General features: G+C 63.2%; 15 protein-coding genes. 6 read left to right on the forward strand and 9 right to left on the reverse strand.

Annotated features, from left to right (window positions below):
* Positions 1 to 53 precede the first annotated feature (53 nt).
* Positions 54 to 1,355 (forward strand): mechanosensitive ion channel family protein, encoded by a 1,302-nt coding sequence (locus tag ABX298_RS03300; protein WP_075045985.1) that lies wholly within the window; start codon positions 54 to 56, stop codon positions 1,353 to 1,355.
* A gap of 163 nt (positions 1,356 to 1,518) precedes the next feature.
* Here the strand turns inward: ABX298_RS03300 and ABX298_RS03305 are convergent, their stop codons facing one another.
* The 6 genes from ABX298_RS03305 to ABX298_RS03330 all read right to left on the reverse strand — a co-directional run bounded on the left by ABX298_RS03305 (position 1,519) and on the right by ABX298_RS03330 (position 6,278).
* The gene (locus ABX298_RS03305) at positions 1,519 to 1,788 is read right to left on the reverse strand and encodes a DUF3077 domain-containing protein (protein ID WP_019471426.1); all 270 of its coding nucleotides are present in this window, start codon (positions 1,786 to 1,788) and stop codon (positions 1,519 to 1,521) included.
* 97 nt (positions 1,789 to 1,885) lie between these two features.
* Positions 1,886 to 2,128, reverse strand: coding sequence for a hypothetical protein (locus ABX298_RS03310; RefSeq protein WP_075045986.1), 243 nt, complete (start codon positions 2,126 to 2,128; stop codon positions 1,886 to 1,888).
* Between the two features lie 470 nt (positions 2,129 to 2,598).
* Complete coding sequence (locus tag ABX298_RS03315) at positions 2,599 to 3,975, reverse strand: cytosine permease (RefSeq protein WP_085704976.1); 1,377 nt, start codon at positions 3,973 to 3,975, stop codon at positions 2,599 to 2,601.
* Positions 3,976 to 4,047: 72 nt separating this feature from the next.
* The gene (locus ABX298_RS03320; RefSeq protein ID WP_085589145.1) at positions 4,048 to 4,929 is read right to left on the reverse strand and encodes a carboxylate/amino acid/amine transporter; all 882 of its coding nucleotides are present in this window, start codon (positions 4,927 to 4,929) and stop codon (positions 4,048 to 4,050) included.
* Positions 4,930 to 5,254: 325 nt separating this feature from the next.
* Positions 5,255 to 5,854, reverse strand: a complete 600-nt coding sequence (locus ABX298_RS03325) for an FMN-dependent NADH-azoreductase (RefSeq protein ID WP_075045988.1) — start codon at positions 5,852 to 5,854, stop codon at positions 5,255 to 5,257.
* A gap of 109 nt (positions 5,855 to 5,963) precedes the next feature.
* Positions 5,964 to 6,278: a hypothetical protein gene (locus ABX298_RS03330; RefSeq protein ID WP_012051530.1), complete on the reverse strand. Its 315-nt coding sequence runs from the start codon at positions 6,276 to 6,278 to the stop codon at positions 5,964 to 5,966.
* A 48-nt stretch (positions 6,279 to 6,326) separates the two neighbouring features.
* Here ABX298_RS03330 and ABX298_RS03335 point away from each other — a divergent pair, with 48 nt between their 5' ends.
* From ABX298_RS03335 to ABX298_RS03350, 4 genes are all read left to right on the forward strand, one after another.
* Complete coding sequence (locus tag ABX298_RS03335; protein ID WP_012273620.1) at positions 6,327 to 7,250, forward strand: LysR family transcriptional regulator; 924 nt, start codon at positions 6,327 to 6,329, stop codon at positions 7,248 to 7,250.
* 13 nt (positions 7,251 to 7,263) lie between these two features.
* Positions 7,264 to 8,076 carry an alpha/beta fold hydrolase gene (locus tag ABX298_RS03340; protein ID WP_367394071.1) on the forward strand — a complete coding sequence of 271 codons (813 nt, stop codon included), beginning with the start codon at positions 7,264 to 7,266 and terminating at the stop codon, positions 8,074 to 8,076.
* Entirely contained in the window at positions 8,070 to 8,627 is a 558-nt protein-coding gene (locus ABX298_RS03345; protein WP_354317083.1) for a peptidylprolyl isomerase, read from the forward strand. Before ABX298_RS03340 ends, ABX298_RS03345 begins: the two co-directional genes overlap by 7 nt.
* Before the next feature lie 62 nt (positions 8,628 to 8,689).
* Positions 8,690 to 10,522, forward strand: a complete 1,833-nt coding sequence (locus tag ABX298_RS03350) for an ABC transporter ATP-binding protein (protein ID WP_075045990.1) — start codon at positions 8,690 to 8,692, stop codon at positions 10,520 to 10,522.
* A 125-nt stretch (positions 10,523 to 10,647) separates the two neighbouring features.
* On the opposite strand, the gene ABX298_RS03355 is transcribed toward ABX298_RS03350, so the two are convergent.
* On the reverse strand, positions 10,648 to 11,775 hold the full coding sequence (locus ABX298_RS03355; protein WP_085691709.1) for a GNAT family N-acetyltransferase: 1,128 nt from the start codon (positions 11,773 to 11,775) through the stop codon (positions 10,648 to 10,650).
* 263 nt (positions 11,776 to 12,038) lie between these two features.
* Between ABX298_RS03355 and ABX298_RS03360 the strand changes: the two genes are divergently transcribed.
* Positions 12,039 to 13,283, forward strand: a complete 1,245-nt coding sequence (locus ABX298_RS03360; protein WP_015271304.1) for a putative porin — start codon at positions 12,039 to 12,041, stop codon at positions 13,281 to 13,283.
* A 200-nt stretch (positions 13,284 to 13,483) separates the two neighbouring features.
* Here the strand turns inward: ABX298_RS03360 and ABX298_RS03365 are convergent, their stop codons facing one another.
* On the reverse strand, positions 13,484 to 14,605 hold the full coding sequence (locus ABX298_RS03365) for a beta-ketoacyl-ACP synthase III (protein WP_015271305.1): 1,122 nt from the start codon (positions 14,603 to 14,605) through the stop codon (positions 13,484 to 13,486).
* Between the two features lie 237 nt (positions 14,606 to 14,842).
* On the reverse strand, positions 14,843 to 18,748 hold the full coding sequence (gene hrpA, locus ABX298_RS03370; protein ID WP_367394072.1) for an ATP-dependent RNA helicase HrpA: 3,906 nt from the start codon (positions 18,746 to 18,748) through the stop codon (positions 14,843 to 14,845).
* Between the last annotated feature and the right edge of the window lie 295 nt (positions 18,749 to 19,043).

A 19,043-nucleotide genomic window follows, 5' to 3' on the forward strand; every position in this document is an offset into this window, starting at 1 on the left:
GCCATCCGCGCTCTAATGGCGCTTCGTTTGGCAACAAGACTGTACGCAAGCCCATGGATATCCAACGAATCTGGCGTGACTCCCTCGACCTGTGGGGCACCCTTGACCAACATCCGATGCTGCACGCGGCCATTGGCCTGGCGGTGCTGCTGCTCATTTCCCTGGTCATCGGCCGCCTGGCACGCTTCCTGGTGCTGCACGGCGCCCGCCTGCTGGCCCGCCAGCCAGCGCTGAAATGGCTGGACGACCTGCGCAACAACAAGGTGTTCCACCGCCTGGCACAGACCACGCCGTCACTGGTGCTGCAGTTCGGCCTGAAACTGGTGCCCGAGCTGTCCGACACCGCCCAGCACTTCCTCGGCAATGTCGCCCTGGCCTTTACCCTGCTGTTCATGACCATGGCGCTGTCGTGCCTGCTGGATGCCCTGCTCGACATCTATGCCCGCACCGAACACGCCCGCACCCGCTCGATCAAGGGTTACGTGCAACTGGCCAAGATGATGCTGTGGATCTTCGCCTCCATCGTCATCGTCGCCACCCTGATCGACCGCTCGCCGCTGTTGCTACTGTCGGGCCTGGGTGCCATGTCGGCGGTGCTGCTGTTGGTGTACAAGGACACCCTGCTGTCGTTCGTCGCCAGCGTGCAGCTGACCAGCAACGACATGCTGCACGTGGGCGACTGGATCGAAATGCCCCAGGTGGGTGCCGATGGCGACGTGGTGGACATCACCCTGCACACGGTGAAGGTGCAGAACTTCGACAAGACCATCGTCTCCATCCCCACCTGGCGCCTGATGAGCGAGTCGTTCCGCAACTACCGCGGCATGCAGCAGTCCGGTGGCCGGCGCATCAAGCGCAGCCTGTTCATCGATGCGGCCGGCGTGCGGTTCCTGACTCGCGAGGAAGAACAGCGCCTCACCCAGGTCAGCCTTCTGCGCGATTACCTGGCGGGCAAGCGCCAGGAACTGCAAAGCTGGAACGAAGCCCTGGGGCCGGTGGCCGAGCTGTCTGCCAACCGCCGCAAGCTGACCAACATCGGCACCTTCCGCGCGTTTGCCCTGGCCTACCTGAAGAACCACCCCAACGTGCACCCGAACATGACCTGCATGGTGCGGCAAATGCAGACCACCGCCGAGGGTGTACCGCTGGAGATCTACTGCTTTACCACCACCACGGCGTGGGCTGAGTACGAGCGGATTCAGGGGGATATCTTCGATTATCTGCTGGCGGTGTTGCCGGAGTTTGGCTTGAGCCTGTATCAGCAGCCGAGTGGCAACGACATGCGGGCGGGGTTGAGCGGGCGTGTATCGCAAGAGCCTGTGCCGCGTCGGCTGGAAGACATGAGCGAGGCTTGATATTGCCGGGGCTGCTTCGCAGCCCATCGCCGGCAAGCCAGCTCCCACAGACTCCGCGCAAAATTCGAGACATGTGCAGTACCTGTGGGAGCTGGCTTGCCGGCGATGGGCCGCAAAGCGGCCCCAAATTGTTTGACTGACTGGCATTACGCCTGAGAGTGGTTCAAGGGGTTTTCATCATGCCCAGTTCAGCATCATCCATGAGCGCCTTGGCCAAGGCACAGAGGTAGTGCGAAGCCCAGATTAGCTGGGGTTTGTCTTCCATCAAGCCGTCCAGGGTCATGTCTCGCGCGTAGCCCATCAGCTCCGAAGCTTGTTCGCGGGCGCTCTGGCAAGGGATGCCGGCCTCGATACGGAATAGCGGATGGGTCTGGTTTTCACCTTGGTAGAAGGTGGTTTTGCCGACGGTGAATTTGGTTTCTTCTGTAGACATCGTTCAATCTCCCCCGAAATCTCTAGTGCCTGGGCTGGCCCTATCGCCGGCAAGCCGGGCTCCCACAGAGGCAGCCCCAGGCGAATCATGATGCGGATTAATGCAGCGTCTGCGGATCTGCTGGTTTTTGGACCTGAGCCAGCGCTGATTCAAGCAACTTGCGGAGGGTCTCCAGCTCGTGCATTGACGCCATCATCAATACCGAGACGGGTGATCTCGGTTGCATCAAAACCGCTTGCTGAGCAACGGCTTCGGCGCATAGCGCGTAATCCGCGGCCATCAGCAGCGTGTCTTCCAGGGAGTGGAGGTTGCAGGGTGGATCGGGGACTATCTTCAGCATGGTGTAACCCTCAATTTGTAGTTGGGGACTACCGCCATTTGCTGTCAAACAAAGGGTGGCAGCTGTGCACGGGTTGACAGACCGGTCAAATTGAGAAACCCGGCGCACCCGAAGGCGCCCCACGCACAGCCGCCATTGAAGGCAAAGCTGAGGATTGTAATTTGAGTCGGCCTGTCAAAGCCGGTCGTTGGATCGCAACGACTAGCCGAGACTAGAGGTCAACTCAGAACACCACAATGGGTGGCAGTATCTTTGGGAAATGCCCTACAAGAAAGGGGCAAAATCTGATTTTTTAACCCTCAGGGATTCTCCGATCAAGTCAGCTTGATATTGCCGGCTGCTTCGCAGCACATCGCCGGCAAGCCAGCTCCCACAGGCTCCGCGCAAAATTCGAGACGTGCGCAGTACCTGTGGGAGCTGGCTTGCCGGCGATGGGCCGCAACGCGGCCCCTTTCTGTGTCAAAGCCAAGTCAGGGGTGCGCATTCATGGTTGTCGAAAGCCGGTTGCTCTCGCGCCCATGGACCATGCAATACAGCGCACCGGCCAGGATCAACCCCATCGCCCAACTGATATCCGCCCCCAGCCACTCGGCCACGAACCCCGTGTAGAACGACAGTTTCATGAACGGGATGGTACCGATGATCGACACGGCGTACACCGCCAGGCTTCGACGATTGAAGCAGCCATAACGCCCCTTGGAGTCATACAGCGCCCCCACATCATAGTGGCCTCGGCATACCCAGTAGTAATCCACCAGGTTGATCGCGCTCCATGGGATCAACAGGTACAGCTGGCCGATCAGGATGTCGGCAAAGAACGTATCGAAATTGTATTGGGTGGCGATGGCGATCACCGTTGCCGCTGCGGTCAGCCCAGCCATCACCAAGGCCTTGGCCGTCGCGGTTACGCGCCGGATGGTCTTGAAGGCGCCAAAGATCGTGACCGACGACATGTAGGCGCTGTACAGGCACAGGACGTTGTACTGGATCACCCCCAGTGCAATCACTGCCAGCGCCAGCGGCGCCCACGGGCCGAACAACGCGGCAATGGCTGTGGCCGGGTCATGCCCCAGTGCCGAGGGCAATTCCACCGCCACCAGCGCGCCGAGCGCCATCATGGCGAAGGAGCCCAGCGCGCAACCGCAATAGGTGGCCCAGAACGTGGCGCGTGGGTTGACGTTGGCCGGCAGGTAACGCGAGTAATCGGCTACATAGGGGCCATACCCCAGCGTCCAGGAGGCCGACTGGGCCACGATCAGGTTGAAGGCGGTGAACGAGAAGCCGGTACTCACTGCCGTCGTGGTTGCCATGTCGCCGGGGTGCAGCAGGATCAACACCAGGGCGCCGGCAAAAACCAGTGTGGACAACAGGCTCATCCACGCGCCCAGGCGGTGGATCAGCTCGTAGCCGACAAAGCCGATGACAAAGGTCAGCAAGCCGACCACCACGATGGCCTGGTCATCGCTCATGGGCACCAGCGCCTGCAGGGCATTGCGCATCAGCACGCCGCTGGCGGCGAGGAACAGGACTGCGGCCGTGACCATCACCAGCAGAGGGAGCGCGGCACCATGGACACCGAACTGGGCTCGGCTCTGGATCATCTGTGGCACGCCCAGGTGAGGCCCCTGGGCAGAATGCGCGGCCATGAACACGGTGCCGATCAGGTTGCCGACCAACAGGCCCAGCAAGGTCCAGCCCAGACTTAGCCCCGAGGCAGCGCCCAGGGTGCCGACCATCAGGGCGGTTATCTGGAAATTGGAGCTGAACCAGATGGTGAACAATCGTTTAGGCGTGCCATAACGCTCGGCGTGTGGGACAAATTCGATACTTCGCGTTTCTAGCTTCACGCCGGTCTCCCGATTTTGTTTTCCGGATTATCGGGTAGGTACCGGCGGGATTTGGGTTCAGTAACGAACGCGTCATAGCTGGCTGCGCCATGGCTTGCTTGATAACGTCAGGGTACCCAGGCGGCTCATCCACACCGACGCCAGGATCACCGCCGCGCCGATGAACAGCCTGCCCAATGGCTCGTCCTGGTTCCAGATCAGCAAATTGAGCAGCAACCCTACCGGCACATGCAGGTTGTTCATCACCGCCAGCGTCCCGCCCGAAACCATGCAGGCGCCCTTGTTCCACCAGTACAGCCCCAGCGCCGTCGGGCACAGGCCCAGGAACAGCAGCACCAGCCACTGCACATCGGTGGTCGGCAGGTGCTGGGCGTTGCCAAACAGCAGGAAGGCCGGCAATACCACGATCAACGCGCCCAGGTAGAAGTAGCCAAAGCGCTTGTAGTGCGGCAGGTCGCTGGGGTGGCGTGCAACCAGGTGGCGGTACAGCACCTGGCCGGCGGCGTAGGTGAAGTTGGCCAGTTGCAGCAGCAGGAAGCCGATGAAGAACTCGCCGCTGATGGTGTCGAAGCGGATCACCGCCGCGCCGGCCACCGCCACCAGCGCTGCCAGCAGCGCCCACGGGTTGAAGCGCCGGTTCATGGCGTCTTCGATCAGCGTCACGTGCAACGGCGTGAGAATGGTGAACAGCAGCACCTCCGGCACGGTGAGCACGCGAAAGCTCAGGTACAGGCAGACATAGGTGATGCCGTACTGCAGCGCGCCGATCAGCAGCATCGAGCGCATGAAGCGCGGCTCGACCTGGCGCCAGCGGGTCAGCGGCAGGAACACCAGGCCAGCCAGCACCACGCGCGCGAGCACGGCAAAGTAGCTGTCGACATGCCCGGCCAGGTACTCGCCGATCAGGCTGAAGGAAAACGCCTGGATCAGCGCGACGATAATCAGGTAGCCCATGGTTGCCTCTCGTGGATCAAGGCCGCGACCTTAGCGGGTTGCGGGGAATGAGTTCAACCATGAGGAATGTGGGGGTGACGGCACACGCGGTCTTTGTGGGAGCGGCCTTGTGTCGCGAAAGGGGTGCGAAGCGCCCCCGGGATCTCAGCACAGCAGCACATATTGCCAGGGCTGCTTTGCAGCCCTTTCGCGACACAAGGCCGCTCCCACACAGAGCAAGAGCAGACTGCATTGTGCAGAAACATAAAAAAGCCCGGCCATGCAGGCCGGGCAGGTACACCCAAAGGAGCAACAACAGGTGTCAGGGTTGGGAATTCGCTAAGCCTCAGGCCACCGCCGCCAGCTTGGCCTTGGCCTGGTTGACGCCCTTCTCGTGGAAGTCAGGGCTCATGTTCAGGCCTTCGGCATGGATGAAGTCGACATCGTGAATGCCGATGAAGGCCATTACCTGGCGCAGGTACGGTTCCTGATGGTCGCTGGTGGCGCCGGCGTGGATGCCGCCACGGGCAGTCAGGACGATGGCGCGCTTGCCGGTCAGCAAGCCCTGCGGGCCGGTGGGGGTGTACTTGAAGGTGATGCCGGCACGCAGCACGTGGTCCAGCCAGGCCTTCAGGGTGCTGGGGATGGTGAAGTTGTACATCGGCGCAGCCATCACCAGCACGTCGGCGGCGAGCAGCTCATCGGTCAGTTCGTTGGAGCGGGCCAAGGCGTCCAGTTCGGCAGCACTGCGCTGTTCTTCGGGCTTCATCCAGCCACCCAGCAGGTTGGCGTCCAGGTGCGGCACCGGGTTCACGGCCAGGTCGCGCACACTGATCTGATCGGCCGGGTGGGCGGCCTGCCACTGCTGGATGAAATCATGGGTCAGCTGACGGGAAACGGAATCCTGCTGGCGGGCGCTGCTTTCGATGATCAGTACGCGGGACATGGGGGGCCTCCATCGGCAAAAAGGGTTGCGATTCGATGGAGGTGAGATTACGGCTTGACCTATCGATAAAAAAGCGTAAAAAGTGGGTTCAATCTATCGATTTATCAGTTTATTCTGCACTGCAGTTCAAGGCGATCCGTAATTTGATGATCTGCCGGTTGAACTTGGCAGTGACATCGACGCTTTTACCGGCCGGTACGTTCACCCGTCGCACCCGTGGTGCCTCGGGGCCATTGCGGAAAGTCACCTTGCACGCGGCCGGTACCTGCCCATAGTTGTTGAGGGTGATGGCGCCAATGTCATAGGCCGTGTCATAGGCGGTGTAGTCGAGCTTTACCCCGGTCAGTTCCTTCTCAACGTCGATGGGATAAGCCATGGCCCCGAGGGGCAGGCACATCAGTATTGCCGCACAACATTTCTTCATGGGCCGCTCTCCTTGAAAGAGCGCAGCTTAGGACAACAGGAGCGAAAGATGAAAGCGCCGCGCGTAACCCTTGACCAGTGGCGAACCCTGCAGGCAGTGGTCGATCACGGTGGGTTTGCCCAGGCCGCCGAGGCACTGCACCGCTCGCAGTCATCGGTCAGCTACACCGTGGCCCGCATGCAGGAGCAACTGGGTGTGCCGCTGCTGCGCATCGACGGCCGCAAGGCGGTGCTCACCGAGGCCGGCAATGTCCTGCTGCGCCGTTCGCGCCACCTGGTCAAGCAGGCCAGCCAGCTCGAAGACCTTGCCCACCACATGGAACAGGGCTGGGAGGCCGAGGTACGCCTGGTGGTCGATGCCGCCTACCCCAGTGCCCGCCTGGTACGCGCCCTGGCCGCGTTCATGCCGCAGAGCCGTGGCTGCCGGGTGCGCCTGCGTGAAGAAGTGCTGTCTGGCGTCGAGGAAGTGATGCACGAAGGCATCGCCGACCTGGCCATCAGCAGCTACAGCATCGGCGGCTACCTGGGCGCCGAACTGAGCGCGGTGGAGTTCGTCGCCGTCGCCCACCCCGAACACAGCCTGCACCGCCTGGGCCGCGAACTGACCTTCCAGGACCTGGAAAGCCAGTTGCAGGTGGTAATCCGCGACTCCGGCCGCGCCCAGCCGCGCGATGTCGGCTGGCTGGGTGCCGAGCAACGCTGGACCGTCGGTAGCCTGGGCACCGCCGCTACCTTCGTCAGCAGTGGCCTGGGCTTTGCCTGGCTGCCCCGCCACATGATCGAGCGCGAGCTGCGCGAAGGCGTGCTCAAGCCGTTGCCGCTGGATCAGGGTGGCAGCCGCCACCCACTGTTCTACCTTTATTCGAGCAAAGAGAAGACCTTGGGCCCGGCTACGCAGATTCTCATCGACCTGCTGCGCAATTTCGACACCGCGCCACTGGACGTGCCCTTCGCAGCCCCCCCACAAGCCTGAGAGGACCGCGCCCATGGCCTATTTCGAACACGAAGGATGCGCACTGCATTACGAGGAATATGGCCAGGGCGAACCCCTGGTATTGCTGCATGGCCTGGGCTCCAGCTGCCAGGACTGGGAGCTGCAGGTACCGGTGCTCAGCCGCCACTACCGGGTAATCCTCATGGACATCCGTGGCCACGGCCGCTCCGACAAGCCACGCGACGGTTACCAGATCGCCACCTTCAGTGCCGACCTGCTGGCCCTGCTCGAACACCTGCACACCGGCCCGGTGCACTTCGTCGGCCTGTCCATGGGTGGCATGGTCGGCTTCCAGTTCGCCGTCGATCACCCGCAGTGGCTGCGCAGCCTGTGCATCGTCAACAGCGCCCCCGAGGTCAAGCGCCGCACCCGCAGTGACTGGGCATGGTGGCTCAAGCGCTGGGGCCTGGCGCGCCTGCTCAGTGTCGAAACCGTCGGCAAGGGCCTGGCCGAGCGGCTGTTCCCCAAACCGCAGCAGGCCGAACTGCGGCACAAGATGGCCCAGCGCTGGGCACGCAACGACAAGCGCGCCTACCTCAAGAGTTTCGACGCCATCGTCGACTGGGGCGTGCAGGAACGCATCGGGCAGATCCACTGTCCTACCCTGGTGATCGCCGCCGACCACGATTACACCCCGATACAACTGAAAAAACGCTACGTCGCCCTGATGCCCCACGCCAGGCTGGTGGTCATCGACGATTCCCGGCACGCTACACCCCTCGACCAACCCAAGGTCTTCAACCAGACCCTGCTGCAGTTCCTTGCAGCCGCTTCCACCTCTCAAGGATCTTTGAGCCCATGCTGAAAAAACTCCTGCTCACCGCCTGCTCGGTCGCCTTCGCCACCAGCGTCATGGCCTCCGACAAGACCCCGCACGTACTGCTGGACACCAGCTTCGGCCAGGTCGAAATCGAACTGAATGCCGAGAAGGCGCCGGTCAGTACCAAGAACTTCCTCGAGTACGTCGACAGCGGCTTCTACAACAACACCATCTTCCACCGGGTAATTCCGGGCTTCATGGTCCAGGGCGGTGGTTTCACCGAGCAGATGGTACAGAAGCAGACCCGTGACCCGATCCAGAACGAGGCCAGCAACGGCCTGCAGAATACCCGCGGCACGCTGTCGATGGCGCGCACTTCCGACCCGAACTCGGCCACCAGCCAGTTCTTCATCAACGTTGCCGACAACGACTTCCTCAACCCGGGCCGCGACCGTGGCTACGCGGTGTTCGGCAAGGTCACCAAGGGCATGGAGGTGGTCGACCAGATCGTCAACTCGCCAACTACCATCAAGAAAGGCATGCGCGATGTCCCGGCAGACCCGGTGTTCATCAAGTCCGCCAAACGCATCGACTGACCGCAGGTTTCACAGGGATGTGAAACCTTCCGGGGTCGGGTAGCACAGGAGTCTTGTCACCCATGCTGTACCGCCGTTTCGAGCAACTGATCGACATCTTCCGCGACGCACCCAGCGAGTCGCCACCCGGCCAGGTGTGGCCGTTCTACCTCTACTACCTGCGCCAGGTGTGGCCGAGCTTTGTCGCCCTGCTGGTGGTGGGCCTGGTCGCCTCGCTGATCGAGGTGGCGATGTTCAGCTACCTCAGCCGCATCATCGACCTGGCCCAGGGCACGCCCAATGCCAGTTTCTTCAGCGAACACAGCGGCGAGCTGATCTGGATGCTGGTGGTGATCCTGCTGCTGCGGCCGGTATTCTTCGGCCTGCACGACCTGCTGGTGCACCAGACCATCAACCCCGGCATGACCAGCCTGATCCGCTGGCAGAACCACACCTATGTGCTCAAGCAGAGCCTGAACTTCTTCCAGAGCGACTTCGCCGGGCGCATCGCCCAGCGCATCATGCAGACCGGCAACTCGCTGCGCGACTCTGCGGTGCAGGCGGTGGATGCGCTATGGCATGTGCTGATCTACGCCATCACCTCGCTGGTGCTGTTCGCCGAGGCCGACTGGCGCCTGATGCTGCCGCTGCTGTTGTGGATCGCCGGCTACATCGCCGCGCTGTTCTACTTCGTCCCCCGGGTGAAGGAGCGTTCGGTGATCTCCTCCGACGCCCGCTCCAAGCTGATGGGGCGCATCGTCGACGGCTACACCAACATCGCCACCCTCAAGCTGTTCGCCCACACCGACTTCGAACAGCAGTACGCCCGCGAAGCGATCCGCGAGCAGACAGAGAAAACCCAGCTGGCCGCACGCGTGGTCACCAGCATGGATGTGGTCATCACCACCCTCAATGGCCTGCTGGTGGTCGCCACCACCGGCCTGGCGCTGTGGCTGTGGAGCCAGTCACTGATCACCGTCGGCGCCATCGCCCTGGCCACCGGCCTGGTGATCCGCATCGTCAACATGTCGGGCTGGATCATGTGGGTGGTCAACGGCATCTTCGAGAACATCGGCATGGTCCAGGACGGCCTGCAGACCATCGCCCAGCCGGTCACCGTCACCGACCGGCCCAACGCACCGGCGCTCAAGGTAAGCCGCGGTGCGGTGCGTTTCGATGACGTGGACTTCCATTACGGCAAGGCCGCCAACGTGATCGAAGGGCTCGACCTGGACATCCGCCCGGGCGAGAAGATCGGCCTGATCGGCCCGTCCGGGGCAGGCAAATCGACCCTGGTCAACCTGTTGCTGAGGCTTTATGACGTGCAGGGCGGGCGCATCCTCATCGACGGCCAGGACATTGCCGAAGTGAGCCAGGCCAGCCTGCGCGCGCAGATCGGCATGATCACCCAGGACACCTCGCTGCTGCACCGCTCGATCCGCGACAACCTGCTGTATGGTCGCCCCGGTGCCAGCGAGGCGGCGCTGCATGAAGCGGTGCGCCGGGCCCGCGCCGACGAGTTCATCCCGCAGTTGTCGGACGCCCAGGGGCGCACCGGTTTCGATGCCCATGTGGGCGAGCGCGGAGTCAAGCTGTCGGGCGGTCAGCGCCAGCGCATCGCGATTGCCCGGGTGTTGTTGAAGAATGCACCGATCCTGATCATGGACGAGGCCACTTCGGCGCTGGACTCGGAGGTGGAGGCAGCGATCCAGGAAAGCCTGGAGACGCTGATGCAGGGCAAGACAGTGATCGCCATTGCCCACCGGCTTTCCACCATTGCGCGGATGGACCGGCTGGTGGTGCTGGACAAGGGGCGGATTGTCGAGAGTGGCAGCCACAGTGAACTGCTGGAGCAGCAAGGCTTGTATGCCCGGTTGTGGCATCACCAGACCGGGGGGTTTGTCGGGGTCGACTGACTCCTGTACTGGCCTCTTCGCGGGTAAACCCGCTCCCACAGGGACCGCACAAATTTCACGGTCTGTGCAGTACCTGTGGGAGCGGGTTCACCCGCGAAAGGGCCGGCACAGGCAATATGAATGGATCAGTCCCGGCGATAGGGCAACATCCCCCTGGCCTCCTCGGCATAGGCCCGTACCCCTTCTCGCTCCTGCGCCAGAAAATCCTCCACCGCCCGCCGCAGCCCCGGGTGCAGCAGGTAGTGCCACGACCGCGTCAGCACCGGCTCGAAGCCGCGAATCAGCTTGTGCTCCCCCTGCGCCCCGGCATCGAAACGCTGCAGCCCTTCGGCGATGGCAAAGTCCATGCCCTGGTAGAAACAGGTTTCGAAATGCAGCCGGTCGAATTCGTCCAGGCAGCCCCAGTAGCGGCCAAACAGGCTGTCGCCCCCCACCAGGCTCAGGGCCATGGCCACATCACGACCACCCTGCCGCGCCATCACCACGCGCAAGGCCTCGGGCATGCGCTCGGCCAGCAGGCTGAAGAACTCGCGTGTCAGGTAGGGCGCACGGCGGCGCACCGCGTAGGTATTGGCGTAGCAGCGGTAGACGAAATCCCACTGCGCCTCATCCAGTTCACCCCCACGGTACCAGCGGAATTCAATACCGTGCCCGGCCACCTGTTCACGCTCCTTGCGCATCTGCTTGCGCTTGCGCGAACTCAGGCTGTCGAGAAAATCCTGGAAGTCACGGTAGCCGTGGTTGCGCCAATGAAACTGGCAGCCCAGGCGCTCCATCCAGCCCGGCTGGCCGGCCAGCTGTTCGTCCAGCGCCGGCTCGGTGAAATTGATGTGCGCACCAGACAGCCCGCCCTTGCCCAGGTACTCCGGTAACGCCTGCAGTACCAGCAGGCCATCAGCTGGGTCGGCGGCGAGCAGGCGCGGGCCGCTGACCGGGCTGAACGGCACGGCACCGAGCAGCTTGGGGTAGTAGGCAATGCCGGCCCGCTCACAGGCATCGGCCCAGCCATGGTCGAACACGTACTCGCCAAACGAGTGCCATTTGCGGTACGCCGGCAGCAGCGCCCGTACCTGCCCGTCACGTTCCAGCACCAGGTGCTCGGCGGCCCAGCCGGTGTTGCGCGCGACGCTGCCGCTGTCCTCCATGGCGCTGAGAAACGCATGGCGCAGGAACGGTTGGCCGGCTGGCACCAGGGCATCCCAGGTGGCCGCCGGTAAATCACGCAGATGGGCAAGGCTGTACAGGCTGGTCACGGTTTCGGCTCGCTGTTTCAAGGTACCCAGTATCCCCAAGGAAGGCCCGCCACTCAAATCACGATAGCCGGGACAGATCCTTTTATTCTCAATTACTTAACCGCAGTGCCACTAATTCGACATTAATCTGTCATTCGCCCCCGCAATACTTGCGCCTGTTTTCCGGAACCCCAGAACCTGTCTATTCAGGCCCTTTCCGAAGACATGCCAACACAGGGGCGGGCGCTTGAGCCTCCCCCATCTTATTCAACAGGGAGAACCTTATGCGTCTTGTTTCTACACTTACCGGAGTGAGCCTCACCGGCATGATGCTGGCTCTGAGTACTCCGGCCAGTGCAGCTGTCGACGCCAAGCTGCTCGAAATGCTCCGCGCCAATGGCTCGATCAACCAGGCGCAGTACAACGAACTGCAGGCGGACCTGGCTCAAGAAACCAAGGAAAAGGCCGCTCAGAAAGCCCAGTCCGAACGGATGAGCTCCTTTGAACAGAAAGTGGCATGGGCCGCCAAGACCCAAGTCAAGGGTGATGTGCGCCTGCGTTACGAAGACGTCAACGTCGACGACCCGAACAGCAGCAGCGGCAACCAGGACCGCCAGCGCGTGCGTGCCCGTGTCGGCTTCTACAGCGAAATCAACCCGCAGGTGGACGCGGGCATCCGTATCGCCACCGGCAGCAGTGCCGACCGCCGTTCGACCAACCAGAGCTTCGACAACTACTTCGACAAGAAGTCGCTGTGGGTCGACCAGGCCTACCTCGACTGGCACCCGACTGCAGTTCCCAACCTGCACCTGATTGGCGGCAAGATGGCGCAGCCATGGGTGAGCATGGGCGACATCATCTGGGATAGCGACATCAACCCGGAAGGCGTGGCAGCGACCTACAAGACCGACCTGGGCGGGGCCGAAGTGTTCGCCAGCGCCGGTCAGTACACCCTCAAGGACAACGTCGATGGCGACGGCGTGCAATACAAGCATGACGCACAGGTCTATCACGGCCAGTTGGGCGCCAAGTTCGCCCCGGCAGACGTGCTCAAGCTGACCGTAGGTGCCAGTATCTATGGCTATGACAACGACAAGGAAGCTACCATCCTGCAGTCGTTCGGCAACACCACCAACGAGTTCAACCTCGTGGAAGGCTTCGGCCAGCTGGACTTCACCGGCTTTGCCATCCCACTCTCTGCTTACGGCCAGTATGTGAAAAACACCGAAAGCACCGATGGGGAAGACCAGGCCTGGTTGGCGGGCCTGAAAACCAAGGTCGGCGCCTGGAGCCTGGACTACAACTACCGCGACGTGCAGCGCAACGCCGTGGTCAGCCTGTTCACCGACTCCGACTTTGGCAACGGCTTTACCGGTTCGCGCGGGCACAAGTTCAAGGTCGGTTATGAAATCGACAAGAACTTCTCCCTGGGCGCTGCCTACCTGATGGCCAAGACCGACCTGTCGCAATTGCCCAACAGCGATGCCGATGTAGATACCCTGCAGGTCGATCTGGAAGCCAAGTTCTAAGCGAAACCCTGCACTGCTTCACCTGAAGCGGGAAATGCCGACCCCATCCGGCATTTCCCGCTTTTTTTTGCCTGGTAGAAATGCGCCGGCCTTTTCGCGGGTAAACCCGCTCCCACAGGGCCCCCACAGATCTCAGGGCCTGTGGAGTACCTGTGGGAGCGGGTTCACCCGCGAAGAGGCCGGTACTGGCTTGCGCTCAATCAGCGCTTGCGCAGGATCACGCTACCAATCGAGTACCCCGCACCGAACGAGCTCAACACGCCCAGCGAGCCCTTGGCCAGGTCGTCCTGGTAAAGGTGGAAGGCAATCACCGACCCCGCCGAACTGGTGTTGGCATAACGGTCGAGAATCACCGGTGCATCTTCCTCGGCCACTTCACGCCCCAGCAGTTTCTTGACGATCAGGTGGTTCATGCTGAGGTTGGCCTGGTGCAGCCAGAAGCGTTTCACATCGCTTGGTTGCAGCCCGTTTTCCTGCAGGTGCTCACCGATCAGTTCTGCCACCTTCGGGCACACCTCGCGGAACACCTTGCGGCCTTCCTGGATGAACAGCTTGTCCGCCGCGCCCTCGCCCTCTTCCGCCGCGCGGTTGAGGAAACCGAAGTTGTTACGGATGTTGTTGGAGAACTCGGTCCACAGCTTGCTGCTGACGATGTCGAACTGGTGCGCCGAGGTGGCCTTGTCGGCACGCTCGAGCAGCACCGCAGTGGCAGCATCACCAAAGATGAAGTGGCTGTCGCGGTCACGGAAGTTCAGGTGGCCGGTGCACACCTCCGGGTTGACCATCAGCACCGCGCGCGCCTGGCCCAGGGCCACGCTGTTGGCGGCGGTCTGGATGCCGAACGTGGCCGACGAGCAGGCCACGTTCATGTCGAAGGCAAAGCCCTGGATGCCCAGCGCCTGCTGCACTTCGATGGCGATGGCCGGGTACGGGCGCTGCAGGTTGGAGCAGGCGACGATCACCCCGTCGACATCGGCCGCCGTGCGACCGGCGCGCTCCAGGGCCTGGCGGGCAGCGGCCACGGCCATTTCGCAGAGCACCGACGGTTCGTCGTTGGAGCGCTCGGGCAGGCGCGGTTTCATGCGCTGCGGGTCGAGGATGCCGGCCTTGTCCATGACGAAGCGGCTCTTGATGCCCGAGGCCTTTTCGATGAACGCGGCATCGGACAGCGGCGCCGCCTCGACTTCACCGCGCTCGATGGCGGCGGCGTTGTCCTGGTTGAACTGCTGCGACCAGGTGTTGAAGGACGCCACCAGTTCTTCGTTGGAAATGCTCTGGGCCGGGGTGTACAGGCCGGTGCCGCTAATCACGACGTTATGCACGGTCGTTCCTCTGGTCAAAGGCCATCGCCACGGGGCGCTGGCTGGAAACATGACAGGTTAATGGCACTTTAGTACCAATTTATAGGCGAGGGCTGCGCCCTCGTTCGCGGGCACGCCCGCTCCCACAGGGGTTGCGCCGCTCCCGAGGACACTGCTGTACCTGTGGGAGCGGGTTTACCCGCGAAGGGGCCGCCAGGCGGCCCCAAATTGCATCAATATTGCCACAACTGTGGAAGTTTAGCCCTCCACCTGGCTCCATTGCTTGCTCAATCGCTTGTCGGAAATCGGCACCTTGGTCCCCAACTGCTGGGCAAACAGCGAAACCCGATATTCCTCCAGCCACCAGCGGTACACCGTCAGTTGCTCATCACGCTTGCCTTCCTGGGCATGCTTGTCGGCACGGGCCTTGTACTGCGCCCACAGGTTGGCCAGCTCACCGCTCCACACCCGGTCCTTCTGCACCTGCGAACCCAGCTTCTCCAGGCGCAGTTCCACCGCCTTGAGGTAACGCGGCAGCTCCTTGAACCAGCCCCCAGGGGTTTCGCGCACGAAGCCTGGGTACACCAGGTTGCCGAGCTGTTGCTTGATGTCGTTCAGCGCCACCGCCTGGCTCAGGTCGATCTTGCCCTTGAAGCGCTTCTGCAGCCCATGCCACAGCTTCAGCACTTCCAACGTCTGCCGTGCCAGGCGCTCGGCATGCTCGGCCCAGCTGCCGCGCTTGCGCTCGGCCAGGCCAGCCAGGGCCGCACCATCGCGTGGCAGCGGCTGTTCGCCTTCGAGGATGCAGCTGTCCAGGCTGGCCAGCAGAATGTCCTCGACCAGCGCCTCGACCCGGCCCATTTCACGGTACAGCAGGCCCAGCTCGGTCAGCCCCGGCAGCTTGCCGCGCAGGTACTTGGCCGGCTCGGCCAGCTGCTGCAGCAACAGGCGCTGCAACGCGCGGCGGTGCTGGAACTCGGCCTCGGCCTGGGTCGAGAAGCGCCCTTCGCGTACGGTGCCGCCCTCTTCCACCAGCGCCGGGTACACGGTCATCGACAGGCCGGCGATCTTCTGCTGCGCGGTCTGCTTCACCTCGCTGAAAGCCTTGGCCTGCACCGGCTGCTCGCTCTTGGCGTCACGCGGCACGGCCAACGCTGCCTGGCTGGCTGCTGCAAAGCGCGCGGTCAGCTCGGCCAGGTCGCGGCCTTCACCCAGGAACTTGCCCTGGCCATCGACCACTTCGATGTTCATGCGCAGGTGGCCTTCAACCAGGTTGACCGACTCGTCCCAGGCCTCGTCGGGCACACGGGCGCCGGTCATGCGCAGCAGTTCCTGGCCCAGGGCCTGCGGCAATGCCCCTTGGCCGAAGCTCATGCGCGCCAGCGAGGCCTTGACGAAGTCCGGCACCGGCACGAAGTTCTTGCGCAGGGCCTTGGGCAGGTTGCGCACCAGCGCCACGCACTTGGCCTCCAGCAGGCCGGGTACCAGCCACTCCAGGCGCTCGCCCGGCAGGCTCGGCAACAGCGGTGCCGGCACCCGCACGGTCACGCCATCGCGAGGGTGGCCGGGCTCGAAGTGGTAACTCAGCGGCAGGCGCAGCTCGCCCACCTGCATGCTGTCGGGGTACTGCGCAGCGGTGACTTCGCTGGCCTCGCGGGCCAGCACGTCTTCCTCGCGCATGATCAGCAGGTTGGCGTCCTTCTGGCTGCCCATGCGGTACCAGCTGTCGAAGGTCGCGGTCTGGTGGATTTCCGCCGGCAGACGCGCTTCGTAGAAGGCGTAAAGCGTCTCTTCGTCGGCAAGGATGTCACGGCGGCGGGCCTTGGCCTCCAGCTCGTCGAGCTCCTCCAGCAGGCGCTTGTTGGCCGCCAGGCACTTGGCCCGCGACTGGATTTCGCCACCCACCAGGCCTTCGCGGATGAACAGCTCGCGCGAGGTGACCGGGTCGATCGGGCCGAAATGCACCGGCCGACGGCCGACCAGGATCAGGCCGTACAGGGTGATCTGCTCGTAGGCCACCACCTGCCCGCGCTTCTTCTCCCAGTGCGGCTCGAAGTGGTTCTTCTTGACCAGGTGGCCGGCCAGCGGCTCGATCCAGTCCGGCTCGATCCTGGCCACCATGCGTGCGTACAGCTTGGTGGTTTCAACCAGTTCGGCCGCCATCACCCACTGCGGGCGCTTGCGCCCCAGGCCCGACGACGGGTGCACCCAGAAGCGCCGCTGACGGGCGCCCTGGTAGTCGCCCTCTTCGGTCTTCTGGCCGATCTGGCTGAGCAGGCCACTGAGAATGGCCTTGTGCATTTTCTGGTAGTCGGACGGTTCCTTGTTCACTGTCAGCTGCAGGTCACGGCAGATCAGTGCCAGCTGGCGATGGGCATCGCGCCATTCGCGCAGGCGCAGGTAGTTCAGGAAGTTCTTGCGGCACCAGTTGCGCAGCGGGTTGGCAGTCAACGCCTGGCGCTGCTCCTCGAAGCCACGCCACAGGTTGACCAGCGCGGCGAAGTCGGAATCCACGTCCTTCCATTGCGCGTGCGCCTGGTCGGCGGCCTGCTGGCGCTCCGGCGGGCGCTCGCGCGGGTCTTGCACCGACAGCGCACTGGTGACGATCAGCACTTCCTGCAGGCTGCCCAGGCGGGCGCCTTCGAGCAGCATGCGGCCCAGCCGCGGGTCGATCGGCAGGCGCGCCAACTGGCGGCCGATCGGCGTCAGCTGGTTTTCGCGGTTGACCGCCGACAGCTCCTGCAGCAGGTTGAAACCATCGCTGATGGCCTTGCCATCCGGCGGCTCGATGAACGGGAAGGCGTCGATTGCGCCCAAGCGCAGGTGCAGCATCTGCAGGATCACTGCCGCCAGGTTGGTGCGCAGGATCTCCGGGTCGGTGAACGCCGGTCGGCTGTTGAAATCCTCTTCGCTGTACAGGCGCACGCAGATGCCCGGCTCGACCCGGCCGCAGCGGCCCTTGCGCTGGTTGGCACTGGCCTGCGACACGGCCTCGATGGGCAGGCGCTGCACCTTGGCGCGGTAGCTGTAGCGGCTGATGCGCGCGGTACCGGTGTCGATCACATAGCGGATGCCCGGCACGGTCAGCGAGGTTTCCGCAACGTTGGTGGCCAGCACCACACGGCGTCCGGTGTGTGGCTGGAAGATGCGCTGCTGCTCGGCCGGCGACAGGCGCGCGTACAACGGCAGAATCTCGGTGTGGCGCAGTTGCGCCTTGCGCAGGATCTCGGCGGCATCACGGATCTCGCGCTCGCCTGGCAGGAAGATCAGCACATCGCCGGGGCCCTTGCCCTCGCTTCGTTCGTGGTGCGCAAGCTCGTCCAGCGTGGCGAGGATGGCCTGGTCGACGGTGAGGTCGTCCTCGATCTGGTTGCCCTCCTCGTCCTGCTCGCTGGTCAGTGGGCGGTACCAGGTTTCCACCGGGAAGGTACGCCCGGACACCTCGATGATCGGCGCGCCGTCGAAGTGTTTGGAGAAGCGCTCCAGGTCAATGGTCGCCGAGGTGATGATCAGCTTCAGGTCCGGGCGGCGGTGCAGCAGGGTCTTCAGGTAGCCGAGCAGGAAGTCGATGTTCAGGCTGCGTTCGTGGGCTTCGTCGACGATGATCGTGTCGTAGCGCTCGAGGAAGCGGTCGTGCTGGGTTTCGGCCAGCAGGATGCCGTCGGTCATCAGCTTGACCAAGGTGTTGGCGTCGCTCTGGTCCTCGAAGCGCACCTGGTAGCCGACCAGCCCGCCCAGGGGCGTGCCCAGCTCTTCGGCAACCCGCGCGGCAACGCTGCGGGCGGCGATCCGGCGTGGCTGGGTGTGGGCGATCAAGCCATGGCTGCCACGGCCCAGTTCAAGGCAGATTTTCGGCAACTGTGTGGTCTTGCCCGAGCCGGTTTCGCCGGCGATCACCAGCACCTGGTGCTCGGCCAGGGCCTTCTTGATTTCGTCACGCTTGGCAGCGATGGGCAGGCTGTCGTCGTAGCGCACGGTCGGCACGCTCTGCTGGCGCGCGGTGACCTGGGCGCAGGACGCCTGGACCTTTTCCACCCACTGCGCCAGCTTCGCCTCGTCGGGGCGCTTGCGCAGTTCGTGCAATTGCCGGCGCAGGCGATGGCGGTCGGCGATCATGGCGTGGTCGAGGTTTTGCAGCAGTTTGTCGATGGCGTGGTCAGTCATGGGGCTTTTTAGTGATGCAGGTGGGCCTGCTTTTTCATGATCGGCATTCGAAGGATGCGCGATTGTCGCAGATTTGCCGGTTCTCTGCTGCCTGTGCCGGCCTCTTCGCGGGTAAACCCGCTCCCACAGGGACCGCACAACACCCAGCCTTGATGCAATCCTGTGGGAGCGGGTTTACCCGCGAAGAGGCCAGGTGCAACGGCACAAATGTTTAGCCAGGTGCGATGTAAAGGTTGCCATTCACTGCTTTAATCAACCTTACGCCGCATGTGAGTATCAAAGGCATGACTCCCGT

Source organism: Pseudomonas sp. X4, assembly GCF_040784925.1.
In the GTDB taxonomy this organism is placed as follows: Bacteria; Pseudomonadota; Gammaproteobacteria; order Pseudomonadales; family Pseudomonadaceae; genus Aquipseudomonas; species Aquipseudomonas putida_Z.

Bases quoted from the DNA above. Each gene is read 5' to 3' on its own strand.
- ABX298_RS03320 (WP_085589145.1), bottom strand. From the start codon at position 4,929: ATGGGCTACCTGATTATCGTCGCGCTGATCCAGGCGTTTTCCTTCAGC.
- ABX298_RS03310 (WP_075045986.1), bottom strand. From the start codon at position 2,128: ATGCTGAAGATAGTCCCCGATCCACCCTGCAACCTCCACTCCCTGGAA.
- ABX298_RS03350 (WP_075045990.1), top strand. From the start codon at position 8,690: ATGCTGTACCGCCGTTTCGAGCAACTGATCGACATCTTCCGCGACGCA.
- ABX298_RS03340 (WP_367394071.1), top strand. From the start codon at position 7,264: ATGGCCTATTTCGAACACGAAGGATGCGCACTGCATTACGAGGAATAT.
- hrpA (WP_367394072.1), bottom strand. From the start codon at position 18,748: ATGACTGACCACGCCATCGACAAACTGCTGCAAAACCTCGACCACGCC.
- ABX298_RS03345 (WP_354317083.1), top strand. From the start codon at position 8,070: ATGCTGAAAAAACTCCTGCTCACCGCCTGCTCGGTCGCCTTCGCCACC.
- ABX298_RS03330 (WP_012051530.1), bottom strand. From the start codon at position 6,278: ATGAAGAAATGTTGTGCGGCAATACTGATGTGCCTGCCCCTCGGGGCC.
- ABX298_RS03300 (WP_075045985.1), top strand. From the start codon at position 54: ATGGATATCCAACGAATCTGGCGTGACTCCCTCGACCTGTGGGGCACC.
- ABX298_RS03335 (WP_012273620.1), top strand. From the start codon at position 6,327: ATGAAAGCGCCGCGCGTAACCCTTGACCAGTGGCGAACCCTGCAGGCA.
- ABX298_RS03325 (WP_075045988.1), bottom strand. From the start codon at position 5,854: ATGTCCCGCGTACTGATCATCGAAAGCAGCGCCCGCCAGCAGGATTCC.
- ABX298_RS03305 (WP_019471426.1), bottom strand. From the start codon at position 1,788: ATGTCTACAGAAGAAACCAAATTCACCGTCGGCAAAACCACCTTCTAC.
- ABX298_RS03360 (WP_015271304.1), top strand. From the start codon at position 12,039: ATGCGTCTTGTTTCTACACTTACCGGAGTGAGCCTCACCGGCATGATG.